Source organism: Armatimonadota bacterium (assembly GCA_013359125.1).
Taxonomy (GTDB): Bacteria; Armatimonadota; Fimbriimonadia; order Fimbriimonadales; family GBS-DC; genus JABWCR01.
In genome coordinates this window covers 1-16,027 of record JABWCR010000007.1, presented here as the reverse complement: position 1 = coordinate 16,027, position 16,027 = coordinate 1, and the positions used below count along the sequence as shown (strand labels likewise).

Genomic DNA, 16,027 nt, shown 5'->3' with positions numbered 1-16,027 from the left:
ATAGCGAGATGCAAAGCAGTAGGGCGCCGAAATGCCTCTACTGCTTTGACCAAATGCGCGTGTTAAGATTGAGCTGATCGGCTAGATCGAGCGCAAAGCGAACGTCGAACTCGTGTTCGTGAACCTTTTCCGGGCTCAGCGAATGCTCCAGCGGCTGATAGAGACTGGGCGCTTCAAAGTAATCCTGCTTCGACGACACCGCGACATACAAGTTAGCGCCGAAAAAGGCACAATGCACGTCGGACTTCAGCGCTTGCCGAAAGTCCAAAATCCGCCGCATCAGCGAGGGAGTCAAGATGTACCGCGCTTCCACCTGATCGGTCGAGTAGACCTTGAAAAGTTTCTCGAACTCCGGGTCTTCCAACTTCACCAACTCGCCCTTTGCTAGGCCCAGTTTCCCTGCCCACTTCTGAAGCGTCTCGCCAAATCCGCCGAGCCACGAAGCCTCGCGATCCGGCAATACCAAGGTGACTCCGTTGAAGTGCTTGTTAAAGTCGAACACGAACATTCGACCGCGAAAAATGGTGTGCCAATGCGTCGTCCGATTGCCCTTGCTATCGACGCTCTCGGTCTTGTACTCCGCATGGATTTCGGCACACTTGAGCTTAGTCTTTTCGTGCGTCCCGTGCATCAGGTCTTCGGTCGAATAGCGATCCGGTTCCTGATTGAAGAGACCGGTCGCCATGAACTCCCATTCTTCGATGCCTGCGTTCGGCTCGTATTCCAAACCGTGCTTGCGAGCGACCGTAGCCACAAAGAGATGCTTGAAAGAGTGGTTCCAGCGAGAAGCGGCCATGGAATGCGCAATGAGGCCGCCAATGATAGCCGCAACGGGAGCAGTCACCAAGCCGATCGGGTTCTGAAGATAGATCGCAACGCCTGCGCCGATAACGCCGCCGACGATGAGCGAAATGATCGCCGTGCGCTTAACGCCGGACGCCTCTTCGGCTCGGGTCGCCTCCAACTGGGCGACGATCCGACCGATGTCGTCGCCCGTCGAGGTCATTGCTTAAACAGTTCTGCGACCTTGGGAGTCTCTCGCTCCTGATCTTCGGCTTCGAACACCTGGCGGCGCATCAGCCCCATGCCCGACGCGAACAGACTGCCGGGGAACATCTCAATGGCGTTGTTATAATCCGTAACCGCCGCGTTATAGGCTCGTCGAGAAGCGGCGATCTGCTCCTCGGTCTCATTCAACGACGCCTGCAATTGAAGGAAGTTAGAGCTGGCTTTCAGATCGGGATAGGCCTCGACCTGCACCATCAAACCTCTCAGGGCTTGGGTCAGCTGAGCCTCGATCGGTCCTCGTTCGGCGGGCGATGCGGCGATGGCCTGCGACCGTAGCTCGGTAATCTTGGTCAGCGTGCCCTGCTCGTGGCTCATGTATTGCTGAACCGTCGCGACCAAGTTGGGGATCAGATCGTGCCGCCGCTTGAGCATCGCATCGACGGCGCCCTCGGCGTTCTCTACGGCGTTGCGCTTGCCGATCAGGCCGTTGCGAATGGCGATGTAGGCGATCAGGATGACGACGACAAAGGCGATGGGGATGATCAGCCACGGTTCCATCTGCTCCTCCTTGCCCAATCGCAGGGAATGGTGGGCCGCACAGGACTCGAACCTGTGACCCGCTGATTAAGAGTCAGCTGCTCTACCGACTGAGCTAGCGGCCCCCAGCAACCAATTGGGGCGGGCAATGGGAATTGAACCCACGACCTCCTGAGCCACAGTCAGGCGCTCTAACCACTGAGCTATGCCCGCCATGGGCAGAACATTATAGACTATGGGCGCCGTGAAAGTCAATCGGTCGGGTCGCCGCGATAGTATACGAACGTATGCCACAATGGCCGCATGGAAAAGATCAATGCGCTGGTGGCGGCATGGGACGAAGGGCACTGGGAGTTCACGCTCGTATTCGAAGGCCTGTCGGACGAAGACCTGTGGAAGCGGCCGCATCCGAAACTGCTAAGCGTCGGCGAATTGGCCGGGCACATTGCCTATCACGAGGCCAGCATGGCGCCCGGCGGCACGTTCGACAGCCCGCTGGTGGACAAACGGTTCAACTATTACGACGACCACGCGGATCATCCCGTGCATCTGCCGATGACCGTCGCTCAAACGCTTGAAGAAGTGAAGAAAGTGCACGAGGCGGCGAAAGCCGGCATCGCGAGCGTCCAAGACTTTGATCAGTTAGTCCCTTGGCGGTCGGACTGGACTTGGGGAGCATGCCTGCAGTACAAGGTGTTTCACACCGCATACCACTGCGGCCAAGCGTATTCGGTTCGTCACCTATTGGGGCATACGACCACAGATAACTGAGGCTAAAACCCCAGAAAACGGGCGGCCAGCGCGCCGGCCACAGCGCCCAAGCCGCCCGCAATCAGCGCAGTGCGAAAAAGCAGCGAGGAGATGCGCGCTTGGGTCTGGCTCCTTTTTGCGCCTAGGCGCACCTTGGTCAAGTGAAAGCTCTTCTCGCTCATGCCGTCGTTCGCCGTGAGTTTGCCCGTCCGCTCGTCAAACTTGACCACGGTTGCCTTGTACCAGCCCCAGAAGGGCCAATCCACTTCGACTTTTTGACCGGGCAAGAATGAGGCGGAGTGCAGGTCTGCGACCGCAAGCGTATGATCGCCGCCGCTGAGGAAGCGAACCTTTGCCGTGCGGCCGTCAACCTCGGTTACAGTCGCAATATAATAGGCGTTGTCGGCCGATTTGGCGAATACGCGGTCGCCGACATTAAAGGATTGGAGAGTTTGGCCGGTCTTCTCACGGATGGCCTGCAGGACGGCCTCTCGGCTAATGCCGACCTCTTCTGCTGCCGCGATGAACTGTTCCAGATCGTGAGCATCGGTCGCGCCGGTAAGACTCCCGACATCGATCTCCTGCGCTCGATGCAACACTTCGGCCAGCTCTTCTTCTTTCAGATGCGAGAGTTCGGAAGCCACACCCGAGTTTACCTGGGTGGTGTCAACCGTCCACTTCGATCTTAGCCCACATACCCCGTCGATAAGACCACATCGTCGAACCAAACCGTGTTGTCCTGTTGCGCCCGATGCACATAGGCGTCCAGCCCAAACCGCTTGAGCCGCACCGCCGGGCTGCTGCGCCACCGAAAGCCCTTAAAATGCAGATAGAGCCGTCCGTCCACCCACGCCGCCAGCTCCCCGTCCGCCTCGCCCGGCTTGTTCAGCCCGATCATCTGCTCCATCCAATGCCACTGCCCGCGCTTGGGCACAATCCGCTCCGCCGGCGCCAGCAGGTTGCCCCAATAGTTGCCGTCTCGGTCTCGCCGCATGTCCATCCAATAGACATAGCAGAACAGGTAGCCCGGCGACGGGTGGCGCCCATAGTCGCGCCACGTCTCGAACCGGCTGCTCAGGTGGTCGTCGCCCTTCGGCTTCTGCCCCGCCGTTCCCATGCCCTGCCACTTGTTGTCGCCCGATACCGCCGACAGCCCGCCGCCCGTGTGATTGAGGTTGCCCTGATCGTAATCGGGCGCGAACTTCATCCGATAGCGCAGGTAGACCCGATCCTGCGCCCGATCGCCGAACCAATACGACACGCCCGCGCCCGACTCGCGCCCAGCGTTCGCCGTCGATGTAACCCGGAGCGCGCCGTCCTCTATCTTGACTTTGCCCTCTTTCAAGCCTCGAATCTCGAAGTAAGCCTTCAGATCGCCGTCGAATCGATCTTCGAACAGCCTAACGCCCGGCCTCTCCAGCCGAGCCAGTTCCGCGCAGTTCTTGCGGGTTTCATCGGTTACATCGACCGGATAACTGTCCATGAGAGACCTATTCGAGGCGAAGGGGAATATCCCTTGGCGGGGCAAAGAGAGCAGGTGCGAATTCAGACCCGCTGCTCGTCTGTCTTAGAACTAACTTCGGTATAAGGCTGGGCGCTCCTGTAAGCCCGTTCTCTATCGCGAGACAACTATGGACCAATGGCGCGGAGAATATAGGCGCTCAGATGCGCGCTTAAGATCGCTTTCGCAAGCGATAGTCAATCGGGTTTGCCCCAGATGCCGAGTTGAGGCCCCTCAGGGCCGTTCTCTAGTACCCAGATCTCATCCTCGCCCTTTACGCTCTCAACGATCGTCTGGACGATGACAAGATGAAAAAACTCTCGGATGATGGATATCTGTTCGCCCTCATTCGAAGGCCACTCCAGACCTTCCATCTGAAGTGAAAGTTGATCCTCCTTGGAATCTGATCCGAGCGGCACGATAAATCTCACTACCGCAGTCGTCTCATCGGCAAGGTATTGATCTCCCTTTTCGACAAGTTCGGCGGCCTCCTTTCTCGACTTGACGACATCTGTGATTCGAAATCGGCCAGAAACGTGGCTGATGGAGTAGCCCGAGAATAACCTTCCCATGAACTCTACCACTGCTGTTCGCAGTTCACCAATGTCTAACCTCAAGGCGTCGCAAGACCTCAAGCACTTGCGGATGTCCTCATCCTCCGTCCCGTCGACAAACTTCACAAGCCCGTCATGATGAAACAAACGGTCTAATTGTGTCCTCAGTCGCCTTTCATGAGTAAGGGGCATGAAGAAATCGAACACCAGCGCCCGCCTGGGCTCTTTAGGAATATAAGAGTGCACCGGAGGGTTCGCCTGACGGTAGCCCATTGCAAAGTCCTCAAAATCAAGCCGCAGCACCTTGCGCTTGACTGCGTATCTCCCATCCAGCTGTGCCTCCACCAACCCTTGGGTGTGCTTAGAAATGTAGGTCTTGAGAGATTCCATTCTCATATTGGGTCTGCACTCAGCCTTCCATTCATCCAGCGTGAAGGACTTTCTTTCCCTTGCCATCCTCTGGAAGAATTGGTAGTCCTGCGATATCTTCTTAGTATCGTCTCGTCGTGCCATGCGTTTCAAGAGTAATCCCGGAACGCTGCCCTTCCGGGTGGCATTCCGGTGTGAAAGCCGAGAGCGCAATCTCTTCATTCAGACGCCGCAACCGCATCAACTTAGCCCCTTTTCAAGTTCAATCTTACCCTTTGGCGCAACTCGGATCTCGCCGCTGTCAACGCGAATGTTGCCCACTACGTGCAAGGCTTCGACAGGGGTTGTGAGGCCGATTGCCACGTTATTGTTGAAGTTTGAAACTCCATTGACAGTAAGAGTGTTGCTGGGCGAGGTTGTCCCAATTCCGACGCGACCGGTATGCGTCCACCACAGTGCCAAGGTAACGCCGCCCTGGGTGGTGCCCAGCGCGCCGCCTGCCCAGCCGTAAAGAATTGGGCCATCCGGCATGTGCGTGCCAAACGGTTTGCCCGTCCCAAACCAGCCTACGCCATGGTTGAAATCGTTCTTCAAAAGAAGGGTGCCGTTTGTAGGCAACGCCACGTGCACATTGTTACTGATCAGGACGCCGTTAGAAACCTTTGAGAGCGAGGCGGCGTCGTTCGCTAATTTTGTGGCAGTTATTGCATTGGCGGCAATAGTCGGATTGGGATAGGTGCCTGTCAGATCGCCTCCTGCGGCGCCCGATGGCGGACCGCCCGGATTGACCTGCCATGTTCCGATACCTGAGGCATCGGAGACGAGCATTCGGCCAGCCGCGGCGCCTGTTGTCAACTGAAATCCCGTCATCCTTGTCGTGCCGGCAACGTCTAACTTTGCAACTGGCGCGGTCGTGCCCACGCCAATATCGCCCGTTGAGGTAACGGTCAGGCGTATTCCGCCATGAAAGAGCTTCCACTTGTTGCCATCCGGTCCGTCCAGATAGTGGTATGCGACTGGCACGGCATTCTGCGAATATCCATAAAAGGGTTGTCCGCCAGTATTCGTATTGACGTACATACCGCCGAAACCGGTCGTCGCTTGGCTGACCACAAATCGCGCATTGCCAATCGCAGCGCTAGTACCAATGCCGATGTTCGCGCCATTGACGAACATATTGCCTGCCGATACCTTGTTGAGCGATGTCCCATCGCTGGCCAGCATGACGTTGGAGATGCCGTTGTTCGCAACGCTGAAGGTGGTTCCGCCAAGAGAGAGGCCGCTACCGGCTGAATAGGTCGTGTCGTTGTCGATACCGTCTGCAAATCCTGCCGGTACGCCAGACAGGCCGGTCCAAGGCGCCTTGGTCGCAAAAGTCGCATAAGGCGCCATATTGAGTTTAATTCGCGGCGAAAGCGTGTTGGAACCGACAGCGATCTCTAGCCATCTATCCGAGCCGCTGAAGTGAGAGGCCGAGAACGTGAGCGATTGGCTAAAGAGCCCGTTGGTCACGGTAACGGCAGTCGGTCCAAATGTCTCTAACGCCGCTCCGCCCGAGGCTGCGCTAAAGAGTCGAAAAGTCATGTTGAAACTGCCATTTGCGGGCGAACCATTCTCTCGCAGCTGGCCCTGGTACGTCATGACTGTGGTCTGCGCCGAAGCGATAGACGCCATCGCAAGAACTGCAAGAGCACCAAGTATTCGAGTTTTCAACGTTGCCTGCCTCCTATGAATCACGATAGTATACGCCGGATTCGAGCGATTAGAGCCGAATCTGGCGCAATCAAAACCGCTCATGTTTCTCATTGTCGGACGCTTTGAGGCCACAGCTTCCTTGGCCATGAGGTAGATTCTTGTCCACATTCAATGGCTTGGGAGGCTACAACCGCATGAGCGCCGTAAGAGTTTTGGTCGGTACGAAAAAGGGCGCGTTCGTTATCACATCGGACGGAAAGCGCGAGAATTGGAAGATCGATGGCCCATTTTTTGGCGGATGGGAGATTTATCACGTCAAGGGTTCGCCCGTCAACCCGAACCGCATCTACGCGTCGCAGACCAGCGGCTGGTTCGGCCAGGTGATGCAGCGCTCGGACGACGGGGGGAAAACTTGGGAGCCGGTGGGCAACGAGTTCGCCTATGCCACGCCGACCGGCAATCACCTGTGGTACGACGGCACGCAGCATCCGTGGGAGTTTAAGCGCGTTTGGCACTTAGAGCCGTCGCTGACCGATGCCGATACCGTCTATGCCGGCGTGGAGGATGCCGCAATCTTCCGTTCGACCGACGGCGGCGCCAGCTGGCACGAGCTCCCTGGCTTGCGCGATCATGGCACCGGGTCTCAATGGCAGCCGGGCGCGGGCGGCATGTGTCTGCACACGATTCTGCTGGATCCGACCGATGCGAACCGGATGTTTATCGCCATCTCGGCCGCGGGCGCGTTCCGCACCGACGACGGCGGCGCCAGTTGGAAGCCGATCAACAAAGGGTTGCGCTCCGAGTACATCCCCGATCAGGATGCAGAGGTCGGCCATTGCGTGCACCGGATCGCGTTTCATCCCTCGAAACCCAGCACGCTGTTTATGCAGAAGCATTACGACGTGATGCGCAGCGACGACGCGGGCGACAACTGGCACGAGGTGAGCGGCAACCTGCCTGGCGACTTTGGTTTCCCTATCGATGTGCACGCGCACGAGCCGGAGACGATCTATGTGGTGCCGATCAAGAGCGATTCGGAGCACGTCCCGCTTGAGGGCAAACTGCGCGTCTATCGCAGCCGTACAGGCGGAAACGAATGGGAAGCCCTGACCGACGGCCTGCCCCAGAGCCACTGCTATGTGAACGTGCTGCGCGATGCGATGTGCGTCGATTCGCTCGATCCGTGCGGCGTCTACTTTGGCACTACGGGCGGGCAAGTGTACGCCAGCAACAACTCGGGCGACCGCTGGGCGCCCATTGCCGAGCATCTGCCGGGCGTACTCTCGGTCGAGGTGCAGACGCTGGCATGATTCGGGTAACGCTTCCCTTTCACCTTCGCAATTTGGCCAAGGTCGAAGGCGAGGTTCGTTTAGAGATGGAAGGCGCGGTTACGATCGGCGCGATCTTGGACGCCCTTGAGGCTCGATACCCGACCCTCAAGGGCGCCATCCGCGATTATGGGACGCTAAAACGCCGGGCGTTCATCCGGTTCTTTGCCTGCGGCGAAGATTGGTCGAACGAACCGGCAGACGCGCCTTTGCCCGAGGCTGTGGCCAAGGGCGAAGAGCCGTTCATGATCATCGGCGCAATTGCAGGGGGGTAGGTTTAGGATACTACTCCACCCGCTTCCATTCGCCGCCGGAGGATTGGATGGTGTTCGCGTCGATTAGGTCAAACGTCATTGGCTTCCAGCCATCTTCTTCGCCGCTTTGGAACCGGTAGAGCACCTCGGCTGTGAAAGCGCCGGGTTTTTGGGGGTCTTCTTTGATGTTGCGCACGCCCAACTCGCCCTTCTTAAAACCAAAGTTGGCTAAGTGAGCCAGTTCTTCCCAGTATCCGTTCGAACCCTCGATGCGCAGAACTGGGCCGTCCGGCATCTTCCAACTGCCGTTTATGCTCGGCTTGGGCGGCTCTATTGGCTCATCGATCACACGGGGCAGTCCTTGTGATCCAAAACTCTTGTCGGTGATCACCAACGTCTTGATTGATGCGCCATCCCCTTTGCGCCCGCCGTCCACTTCGATGAAAGCCACATCCACGAACGGGCTCTTGCCAGGCTCGGTCGGTTCTTTCTTGGGTTTCGCTACGACTAGAATTCTGTTCTTTCCTAGCTCAATGACGTCTTCAAACGTCTGTACGCTGACAGGCGATACTAGGCCAGAGGCTTTACCAATCCCTTCGACAGTCAATTCGATCGTGTAGTCGGTGTTGTTCTCAACTTTCAGGTCGATGCTCCGGTCGGTCTCTCGAATGGATTGGAACACTCTGTTCGGAATGTCGATGTTAACCGGTCTGAGCGGCCTGCCCTCGGCAGCTCGGTAGACCACCTCGTTCGACGGCCAGACCATGGCATGGCTATTCTGGTCGCCCTCATCCTCGTTCTTCTCTCTGACGACCACAAAAGGGTTGATGCCCACTTTGAATGCCCCATCAACCAAGAGGCTTTCCCGAGGCTTGATCGGCCCAATCCACTGACGGTTCTCCTTAACGAACACGTAGACCTTGTACGACGACTGGTTCTGAAACGTTACATCGGCGCGATCCGACGGTTGCGGAGCAAAAGCCAACAATAGGGCAGGTAGGAGTAGTTTCATGGCTCTACTTCCTATTATGCCAGGATTACGGAGTTCTGGAGCGAATCTCGAATCTCATGGAGCAGAGGATTCTGTTAGGGCCGGGGCCGAGCATGGTTCCCGAAGAGGTGTACCAGGCCATGCAGAGGCCGGTGGTCGGTTATCTCGACCCCGAACTTTTCGAAGTTCTGACTTCTATTCAAAAGCGCCTCCGCCTAGTTTTTCAGACCCAGAACGAGGTCGCGCTCGCCCTGCCCGGCACGGGGATGAGCGGGATGGAGGCCGCCCTCGGCAACTTGATCGAGCCGGGCGACAGCGTCATCATCGCCGTGCACGGGTTCTTTGGCGCTCGAATGGTCGAGATCGCCCGACGCTACGGCGCCAACTGTAAGGTCGTTCAGCAAACCTGGGGTCAACCTATCGATTCTGAGATGGTCGAGGCCGCGCTAAAGGAAACTCCCAATCCCCGCTTGGTCGCGATTGTACATGCCGAAACGAGCATCGGCATTGCCCAACCCATTCAGGATATTGCTCGACTTGCGCACGACTACGGCGCTTTGGTCGTGGTCGATTGCGTTACCAGCCTTGGCGGGCTGCCGGTGCACGGCGATCGGGTCGATGTCGTCTATTCCGCAATGCAAAAGTGTATTGGCGGGCCGCCTGGCCTGGCTCCCATCACCGTCAGTCCTCGCGCTTGGGAGCGCATTCAAACTCGTCGGTCGCCCAACCTCAGTTGGTATTTAGACCTTAGGCTGCTTTGGGATTACTGGAACGAGCCGCACATTTATCACCACACGGCCAGCCCAACCCTGCTCTATGCCATGGACGCCGCTTTGCGACTGATCGAAGAAGAAGGTCTGGAGAATCGCTATCGGCGCCACCTCGAAACCGCTCAGGCGCTTTGGCAGGGCTTAGGCGAACTGGGATTCCGTTTTATGATCGACGAACCGAATCGCTTGCCCATGCTCACCAGTATCGAAGCGCCCGTGAACGAGGCCGAACTGCGCCAGAGGCTGTTGCGAAACTGCAACATCGAGATCGGCGGCGGACTGGGCGAATGGAAGGGCAAGGTTTGGCGGATCGGTCTTATGGGGCGGTCCTGCACGAGGGAAAACGTCGATCTTTTGTTAGGCGCGTTAACGGAGATGCGTTAGCATGGAGATCATCCCTGCCATCGACCTGTTGGACGGGCGATGCGTGCGACTGACGCGCGGCGAGTTCGGTACGGAGACGTATTATTCGAACGACCCGATCGCCGTGGCGGTCGATTTCGAGCGCCAAGGGGCGCGGCGGCTGCACGTTGTCGATTTGGCGGGCGCCCGCGACGGAATTCCAGTCGCTCATGCTCTGATCGCCCAAATCTGTAGCGCGGTCGGCATCCCTGTGCAGGCGGGCGGCGGCATCAGGACGCTTGGGTCTGCGCGGATGCTGATCGATGCCGGCGTTGATCGCTTGGTCATTGGCACGGCGGCGGTGGAGGGCGATGCTTCGTTCTATAATGAGTTCGGCGAGAAGGTCGCGCTGGGGTTAGATGTGAAGTTCGGCGAGGCCGCCACGCACGGGTGGGCAAGCATGGCGGGCGACTACCTGAAGGCGGCCAAAAGCGCCGAACAGGCGGGATGCAAGCGCATTGTGTTTACCAACGTCATGCGAGACGGATCGATGCGCGGGATCGACCCGGAGCCGGTTCGCGCTTTACTCGCCGCGGTTTCGATTCCCGTCATCGCCTCGGGCGGCGTGGCCTCGATGGCCGATGTTAAGACGCTGTTCGACTTGGGCGTCGAGAGCGTGATCGTCGGCAAAGCGATTTATGAGGGTAAAATAAGTCTAAGCCACGTTACGGGGGAATAAAGTGGACGATGGAGTTTTCATCATAACGTCAGTCGGCATCATGGTGATGCTGATCTTGATCGGCATTGGCATCATGATCCGATTGGTTCGGGCGCCGAAGTCGTTGCCGCAGTCAGAATCACAAAGGCAGTGGACAGGCGCGATCGGCGAGGAACTCAAGAAACTTCGCAGCTCGACGACCGAGCATTCGCTCAGCTTGCAGGAGCGATTGGATCACATGGAAGATCGCTTGAAATCGATGGAAAATCGGATCGGCGAGGTCGAAGCGGCTCAAGAAGTGCAGAGAATGCTGAGGGAATAGCCCGGAGGAGATAGGCAATGCCTCAAAACAAGCTGATTTACTTTGGACTGCTGATCATTGTCGCCACGGCGGCGATTTACGTCGGAGGCAAGCTAATCAGCCAGATCGAGTGGTTCTTGCCCTACGCTGCCGGCGTCGGCCTACTCGTTGTTGCCGCTGGCATTGTTCAGGAGGCGAAGAAGAAGCAGACGCCCAAACCCGAAACGCCGCCCAGCGAGCCAAGCCAATCGTCAGAGGCGGGATGAAGCCTTAGGGCCTCGTTTCCGAAGCAGGGGCCGCCTTCTCTCTCGGTAACAGGGTCTCCGCATTCGCCAACAAGTAGGACGCGATCGCGCTGTTCACACTGCTCTGCACCAAGTACTCAGGTATGCACGTTTCAAACTTATCGTGCTGGGTGTGATGGTGATGCGTGTAGTTGTTGCGGCCCGTCTCGTGCCAGAAGAAGCCCGGCACGCCGACCGCATTGAACGGCGCATGGTCGCTGCCGCCGCCGCGGGGCATTCGATCCTGTACGGTTACCTTCATCGGTAAGTCGGGAAAGGCCTTCATTGCCGGCTCGATCACCGTCTTCAGCATTGGCTCCATCTCAGCAATGCAGGTTAGGCCGCCTTGATAGTTCGAGCCGCCGTCGTCCACGAACACGGCCGAAATCTTGTCCAGCTTGTCCTTGTGCATCTCCACATAGGCGCGCGAGCCGAGCAAACCTTGCTCCTCGCCGGTCCATAGGATAAAGCGGATCGTGCGCTTGGGCTTTGCGCCGGATTTCATCAGCAATCGTGCGGCTTCTATGGCCACCATTGTGCCCGTGCCGTTGTCCTGCGCGCCTTCCGATCCAGGCCCGTCCCAACTGTCCAGATGCCCGCTGACGATGACCATCTCGTCGGGCTTCTCCGTGCCAGGAATGTCGGCGATCACATTGTACAGAGGCACCGGCCCCCGCATAAACCGTTGCTCAAGATCGAACTCAAGGAGCGGTTGCTTGCCGGCAGCGATTTGCTCCATCACAGCGTCGTAATCGGACTTTCGGACGGTGATGCGCACCTCGGTCGGCAAACTCTCCCAGGTGAGGTTCCTAAATGAGCCGCTCGTGCGCACCAACTCGTTTTGCGAGCCAAAAACCTTGCCTAACGCACCGCTCGCCGCTATCGCCTTCTCCAAATCGGTAGGCTGGGCGTCCGGAGCGCGCCGTCCTCCGCCTTGAGTGGGCGGCATCAGCAGCCATGCGCCCTTCAGTGATTCTTTGACCTTCTCGAACTCTTCCATGTCGGCAGGCGCCTTGACCGCGCGGCCTCGCTGCAGACCGTTCGTTCCTGGCGTCCAAGCGGGCGAAGTAAACTCAAAGTCGCGCCGCTCAGGTTCGACCATTCGAGCGATCTGCCGCTTCCCTCTCTCAAATCCGACCGGAACTTCGCCCCACTTTTCCAAAGTTACGTTCTGGAGCCCGTACTCGCGAAACTTCTGCGCCGTCCATTCGCAAGCTGTTTGAAGTCCAGGCGATCCGGTCAGGCGCGGACCGATCTGCTTGGTCAGATGGCGCAGATGTTCCATCACCTGATTGTTTTCTTTGCCTTCCTTGATGATGCGCTCGATAACGGCTTCATCCGACTGGGCAAACAGCGCGACGGCGATGAGCGAGAGCCAGAAGCTAACAAGAGGCCGTTTCATAATCATGATTACCCATCTTCGCTCTCAAGGTTCCAAAATCCTGCAGGTAAAATCAATCATCTCCCACAACCGAGGTGACAACATGGCGCTGGCCGACCGACTGGGCACAAAATCGACGCTCAACCGACCCGAAGGCTCGTTCGCGATCTATAAGCTGAGCGCGCTAGGGGCGAACATCGATCGTCTTCCTTATTCCATTCGCGTTCTGCTCGAAAACCAGCTCCGCTCTCCGTTCGGATCGGACGAGGTCGCTCTTGCCGTATCTCAATGGCAGCCCAAACCGGCCAGCGTGGAGATCCCCCTCATGCCGGCCCGCGTCGTTTTGCAGGATTTCACCGGTGTGCCCGTGGTGGTCGATTTGGTCGCCATGCGCAACGCCATGAGGGATCGGGGAGGCAACGCGACGATCATAAACCCGGTCGTACAGACCGATTTGGTCATCGATCACTCGGTTCAAGTCGACCAGTTCGGATCGCAGTTTTCAGCTCTGTTTAATGTAGAGAAGGAGTTCGAGCGCAATCACGAGCGGTATGCCCTGCTCCGATGGGCGCAGCAGGCTTTCGAGAACTTTCGCGTCGTTCCGCCCGGCACTGGCATCGTGCACCAAGTCAACTTGGAGTATCTAGCATCGGTCGTGCTGTCTCGGCAAGAGAACGGCGAGACTCTGCTGATGCCCGATACCTTGGTCGGTACTGACAGCCATACGACGATGATCAACGGTCTGGGCGTATTGGGCTGGGGCGTGGGCGGCATCGAGGCCGAGGCGGTCATGCTTGGCCAGCCCTACTATATGGTAATGCCCGAAGTGGTCGGCTTCAAGATGGCTGGCGAATTGCCGAAGACCACGACCGCCACCGACATGGTGCTGACCGTTACAGAAATGTTGCGAGCCCGCGGCGTAGTCGACAAATTCGTGGAGTTCTTTGGACCCGGCCTTGCTAACCTGACAGTAGAGGACCGCGCGACCATTGCCAACATGGCGCCGGAGTATGGCGCGACGATGGGATTCTTCCCTGTCGACCAAAAGACGCTCGACTATCTCCGCTTCACCGGTCGTCACGAGTCTCTGATCAACTTGGTCGAGGCCTATACAAAGGAACAAGGGCTGTTCCGAACGGACGACGCGCCCGATCCGATTTATTCCGACCTCTTAGAGCTTGATCTTTCGACCGTCGAGCCGAGCCTGGCCGGGCCAAAGCGTCCGCAAGATAGGGTTCCGCTCAGTCAGATGCAGTCGAAGTTCCAAGCGATTCTGCGCACGCCGCCCACAGAAAGAGGCTTTGGGCTGACCGAAGAAGAGATCAAGACTGCCTGCCCCCGAGTGATCGCGCCCATGATCGGCGGCGGATACGATGTAGCCGAAAAAGATGCGAGAAAGGAAGTGCAAACTGAAGAGTACGCGCTTCGCCACGGAAGCGTCGTGATAGCGGCCATCACCAGTTGCACCAACACCTCGAACCCAAGCGTAATGGTAGCGGCCGGACTACTGGCCAAGAAAGCAGTGGAGCGCGGCCTCAAAACCCAACCTTGGGTGAAGTCGAGCCTTGCGCCCGGATCGCGCGTGGTGTCGGACTATCTGACGGCGGCAGGCCTGATGGAGCCGTTAGAGGCGCTCAACTTTCACGTGGTCGGCTACGGCTGCACCACATGCATCGGCAACAGCGGCCCCCTTCCCGAACACATTGGAAAGGCGGTGGACGAAGGCAATCTGGTGGTCGCCGCCGTGCTCAGCGGAAACCGAAACTTTGAAGCCCGCATCAACCCCCAAGTCAAGGCGAACTATCTGGCATCGCCGCCCTTGGTGGTTGCGTACGCATTGGCCGGCACGGTGGATCTCGACCTGCAGACCGAGCCGCTGGGCACAGACCGAAACGGCCAGCCTGTTTATCTGCGCGACATTTGGCCGACTTTTGACGAGGTGCGCGCAGTAATCGGCGGATCGCTAAGGCCAGAGATGTACAAGAGCCGATATGCGTCCGTGTTCGCAGGCGACGAGCGATGGCAGGCGCTGCCCGTGCCCAGCGGCGAGATCTACGACTGGAGCGGCGATTCGACCTACATTCAGCGGCCTCCCTACTTTGACGGAATGCCGGACGCCCCCCCGCCGATGACCGATATCGACGGCGCGCGAATCTTGGCCGCTTTCGGCGATTCGGTTACGACCGATCACATCTCGCCCGCAGGAGCGATATCGCCCAACAGTCCGGCGGGGCAATATCTTCAAGAGCGCGGCGTCCGTCCGCATGAGTTTAACACTTATGGTTCGCGGCGGGGCAACCACGAGGTGATGATCCGAGGCACGTTTGCTAACGTGCGCATCCGCAACCTGCTGATTCCAGGCAGCGAGGGCGGTGTAACCATCCACTGGCCGACGGGCGATCAGATTTCGATCTATCAGGCCGCCGAACGCTATCGGGCGGGCAATGTGCCGCTGGTGGTACTGGCCGGAAAAGAGTACGGCACGGGCAGCAGCCGAGACTGGGCGGCCAAGGGCACCGCGCTAATGGGCGTGCGGGCAGTGATAGCGGAGAGTTTTGAGCGCATACATCGGGGCAACCTGGTGGGCATGGGCGTATTGCCGCTGGTGTACGAACCGGGTCAGAACCGAGAAACCCTGGGGCTGACGGGCGAAGAGACGATCTCGATCCAGGGTGTGGCCGATTTGGCGCCCAAAAAGAGGCTCACCGTTACAGCGCGTCGTCCCGACGGAAGCATGTTCGAGTTCGGCGCCATTGCTCGGGTCGATGCGCCGGTCGAGGCAGAGTACTACCGGCACGGCGGCATTCTTCCCATGGTTTTGAGAAAGATGGGATAGGCGCGTTTCTGCGCAGATTCGTACTCAGTTTTGTGCTACATTTGCGCAGATTCCCGTTCGGCTCGTCGAGAATGTCTCGGGAGGGCGAGCGTCCCCGCGAGCCGAAAGACGGAGCGCCGCCCTTCCGGGCGGCAGGCCAGGCGGAAGGTTCCCAACCGTTCGGGAGGGCGAGCGTCCCCGCGAGCCAAAAGACGGAGCGCCGCCCTTCCGGGCGGCAGGCCAGGCGGAAGGTTCCCAACCGTTCGGGAGGGCGAGCGCCCCCGCGAGCCGAAACGCCGTGCCAGGCGGAAGCCTGGCGTCCCGCTGAAGGAGCGCGTTGCGGATCGATACTACGATCCGGTCAAGCGAGCCCTGCGGGCGTTGAAGCTGGCGAAATAAAGAGCGCCCCTCACTCCTCGCAGCCGAAGC

Annotated in this window: 16 protein-coding genes and 2 tRNA genes; 8 read left to right on the top strand and 10 right to left on the bottom strand. The window is 58.5% G+C overall.

From position 1 onward, the window contains the following. Positions 1-37: 37 nt before the first annotated feature. The 4 genes from HUU60_04965 to HUU60_04950 form a co-directional block, all read right to left on the bottom strand. Entirely contained in the window at positions 38-1,006 is a 969-nt protein-coding gene (locus tag HUU60_04965) for a DUF3137 domain-containing protein (protein NUL82061.1), read from the bottom strand. After that, positions 1,003-1,566, bottom strand: coding sequence for a LemA family protein (locus HUU60_04960; protein NUL82060.1), 564 nt, complete (start codon positions 1,564-1,566; stop codon positions 1,003-1,005). The genes HUU60_04965 and HUU60_04960 overlap by 4 nt, the downstream gene beginning before the upstream one ends. Positions 1,567-1,594: 28 nt before the next feature. Next, a tRNA-Lys gene (locus tag HUU60_04955) sits at positions 1,595-1,670 on the bottom strand. A gap of 12 nt (positions 1,671-1,682) precedes the next feature. Beyond that, a tRNA-His gene (locus HUU60_04950) sits at positions 1,683-1,758 on the bottom strand. 90 nt (positions 1,759-1,848) lie between these two features. On the opposite strand from HUU60_04950, the gene HUU60_04945 reads away from it, so the two are divergent. Further along, positions 1,849-2,316, top strand: a complete 468-nt coding sequence (locus HUU60_04945; protein NUL82059.1) for a DUF664 domain-containing protein — start codon at positions 1,849-1,851, stop codon at positions 2,314-2,316. Between the two features lie 2 nt (positions 2,317-2,318). Here HUU60_04945 and HUU60_04940 read toward each other — a convergent pair whose 3' ends face one another. From HUU60_04940 to HUU60_04925, 4 genes are all read right to left on the bottom strand, one after another. Beyond that, a complete protein-coding gene (locus HUU60_04940) occupies positions 2,319-2,939 on the bottom strand; it encodes a hypothetical protein (GenBank protein NUL82058.1) in 621 nt (206 codons plus the stop codon). A 41-nt stretch (positions 2,940-2,980) separates the two neighbouring features. Then, positions 2,981-3,778, bottom strand: a complete 798-nt coding sequence (locus tag HUU60_04935) for a hypothetical protein (GenBank protein ID NUL82057.1) — start codon at positions 3,776-3,778, stop codon at positions 2,981-2,983. 215 nt (positions 3,779-3,993) lie between these two features. Then, positions 3,994-4,863, bottom strand: a complete 870-nt coding sequence (locus tag HUU60_04930) for a hypothetical protein (GenBank protein NUL82056.1) — start codon at positions 4,861-4,863, stop codon at positions 3,994-3,996. A 96-nt stretch (positions 4,864-4,959) separates the two neighbouring features. Continuing rightward, positions 4,960-6,432 (bottom strand): hypothetical protein, encoded by a 1,473-nt coding sequence (locus tag HUU60_04925; GenBank protein ID NUL82055.1) that lies wholly within the window; start codon positions 6,430-6,432, stop codon positions 4,960-4,962. 176 nt (positions 6,433-6,608) lie between these two features. On the opposite strand from HUU60_04925, the gene HUU60_04920 reads away from it, so the two are divergent. Both HUU60_04920 and HUU60_04915 read left to right on the top strand, forming a co-directional pair. Continuing rightward, on the top strand, positions 6,609-7,724 hold the full coding sequence (locus HUU60_04920) for an exo-alpha-sialidase (protein NUL82054.1): 1,116 nt from the start codon (positions 6,609-6,611) through the stop codon (positions 7,722-7,724). Further along, on the top strand, positions 7,721-8,017 hold the full coding sequence (locus tag HUU60_04915; GenBank protein NUL82053.1) for a MoaD/ThiS family protein: 297 nt from the start codon (positions 7,721-7,723) through the stop codon (positions 8,015-8,017). Before HUU60_04920 ends, HUU60_04915 begins: the two co-directional genes overlap by 4 nt. Positions 8,018-8,027: 10 nt before the next feature. Here the strand turns inward: HUU60_04915 and HUU60_04910 are convergent, their stop codons facing one another. After that, positions 8,028-9,008 (bottom strand): hypothetical protein, encoded by a 981-nt coding sequence (locus HUU60_04910; GenBank protein ID NUL82052.1) that lies wholly within the window; start codon positions 9,006-9,008, stop codon positions 8,028-8,030. A 56-nt stretch (positions 9,009-9,064) separates the two neighbouring features. Between HUU60_04910 and HUU60_04905 the strand changes: the two genes are divergently transcribed. From HUU60_04905 to HUU60_04890, 4 genes are read left to right on the top strand one after another with little or no spacing between them, the layout of a single operon-like run. Beyond that, positions 9,065-10,141: an alanine--glyoxylate aminotransferase family protein gene (locus tag HUU60_04905; GenBank protein NUL82051.1), complete on the top strand. Its 1,077-nt coding sequence runs from the start codon at positions 9,065-9,067 to the stop codon at positions 10,139-10,141. Between the two features lies 1 nt (position 10,142). Next, positions 10,143-10,838, top strand: coding sequence for a 1-(5-phosphoribosyl)-5-[(5-phosphoribosylamino)methylideneamino]imidazole-4-carboxamide isomerase (hisA, locus tag HUU60_04900; protein ID NUL82050.1), 696 nt, complete (start codon positions 10,143-10,145; stop codon positions 10,836-10,838). A gap of 1 nt (position 10,839) precedes the next feature. Continuing rightward, positions 10,840-11,139, top strand: coding sequence for a hypothetical protein (locus HUU60_04895; GenBank protein ID NUL82049.1), 300 nt, complete (start codon positions 10,840-10,842; stop codon positions 11,137-11,139). A 17-nt stretch (positions 11,140-11,156) separates the two neighbouring features. After that, complete coding sequence (locus HUU60_04890) at positions 11,157-11,384, top strand: hypothetical protein (GenBank protein NUL82048.1); 228 nt, start codon at positions 11,157-11,159, stop codon at positions 11,382-11,384. A gap of 4 nt (positions 11,385-11,388) precedes the next feature. Here HUU60_04890 and HUU60_04885 read toward each other — a convergent pair whose 3' ends face one another. Next, complete coding sequence (locus tag HUU60_04885) at positions 11,389-12,804, bottom strand: M20/M25/M40 family metallo-hydrolase (GenBank protein NUL82047.1); 1,416 nt, start codon at positions 12,802-12,804, stop codon at positions 11,389-11,391. Between the two features lie 82 nt (positions 12,805-12,886). Here HUU60_04885 and acnA point away from each other — a divergent pair, with 82 nt between their 5' ends. Further along, the gene (gene acnA / locus HUU60_04880; GenBank protein NUL82046.1) at positions 12,887-15,619 is read left to right on the top strand and encodes an aconitate hydratase AcnA; all 2,733 of its coding nucleotides are present in this window, start codon (positions 12,887-12,889) and stop codon (positions 15,617-15,619) included. The last annotated feature ends 408 nt before the right edge of the window (positions 15,620-16,027 follow it).

What these genes read in the sequence shown, in the direction of transcription:
- HUU60_04965 (NUL82061.1), bottom strand. Translation starts at nt 1,006, where the DNA reads ATGACCTCGACGGGCGACGACATCGGTCGGATCGTCGCCCAGTTGGAG.
- HUU60_04960 (NUL82060.1), bottom strand. Translation starts at nt 1,566, where the DNA reads ATGGAACCGTGGCTGATCATCCCCATCGCCTTTGTCGTCGTCATCCTG.
- HUU60_04945 (NUL82059.1), top strand. Translation starts at nt 1,849, where the DNA reads ATGGAAAAGATCAATGCGCTGGTGGCGGCATGGGACGAAGGGCACTGG.
- HUU60_04935 (NUL82057.1), bottom strand. Translation starts at nt 3,778, where the DNA reads ATGGACAGTTATCCGGTCGATGTAACCGATGAAACCCGCAAGAACTGC.
- HUU60_04930 (NUL82056.1), bottom strand. Translation starts at nt 4,863, where the DNA reads ATGGCACGACGAGACGATACTAAGAAGATATCGCAGGACTACCAATTC.
- HUU60_04920 (NUL82054.1), top strand. Translation starts at nt 6,609, where the DNA reads ATGAGCGCCGTAAGAGTTTTGGTCGGTACGAAAAAGGGCGCGTTCGTT.
- HUU60_04915 (NUL82053.1), top strand. Translation starts at nt 7,721, where the DNA reads ATGATTCGGGTAACGCTTCCCTTTCACCTTCGCAATTTGGCCAAGGTC.
- HUU60_04910 (NUL82052.1), bottom strand. Translation starts at nt 9,008, where the DNA reads ATGAAACTACTCCTACCTGCCCTATTGTTGGCTTTTGCTCCGCAACCG.
- HUU60_04905 (NUL82051.1), top strand. Translation starts at nt 9,065, where the DNA reads ATGGAGCAGAGGATTCTGTTAGGGCCGGGGCCGAGCATGGTTCCCGAA.
- hisA (NUL82050.1), top strand. Translation starts at nt 10,143, where the DNA reads ATGGAGATCATCCCTGCCATCGACCTGTTGGACGGGCGATGCGTGCGA.
- HUU60_04890 (NUL82048.1), top strand. Translation starts at nt 11,157, where the DNA reads ATGCCTCAAAACAAGCTGATTTACTTTGGACTGCTGATCATTGTCGCC.
- HUU60_04885 (NUL82047.1), bottom strand. Translation starts at nt 12,804, where the DNA reads ATGAAACGGCCTCTTGTTAGCTTCTGGCTCTCGCTCATCGCCGTCGCG.
- acnA (NUL82046.1), top strand. Translation starts at nt 12,887, where the DNA reads ATGGCGCTGGCCGACCGACTGGGCACAAAATCGACGCTCAACCGACCC.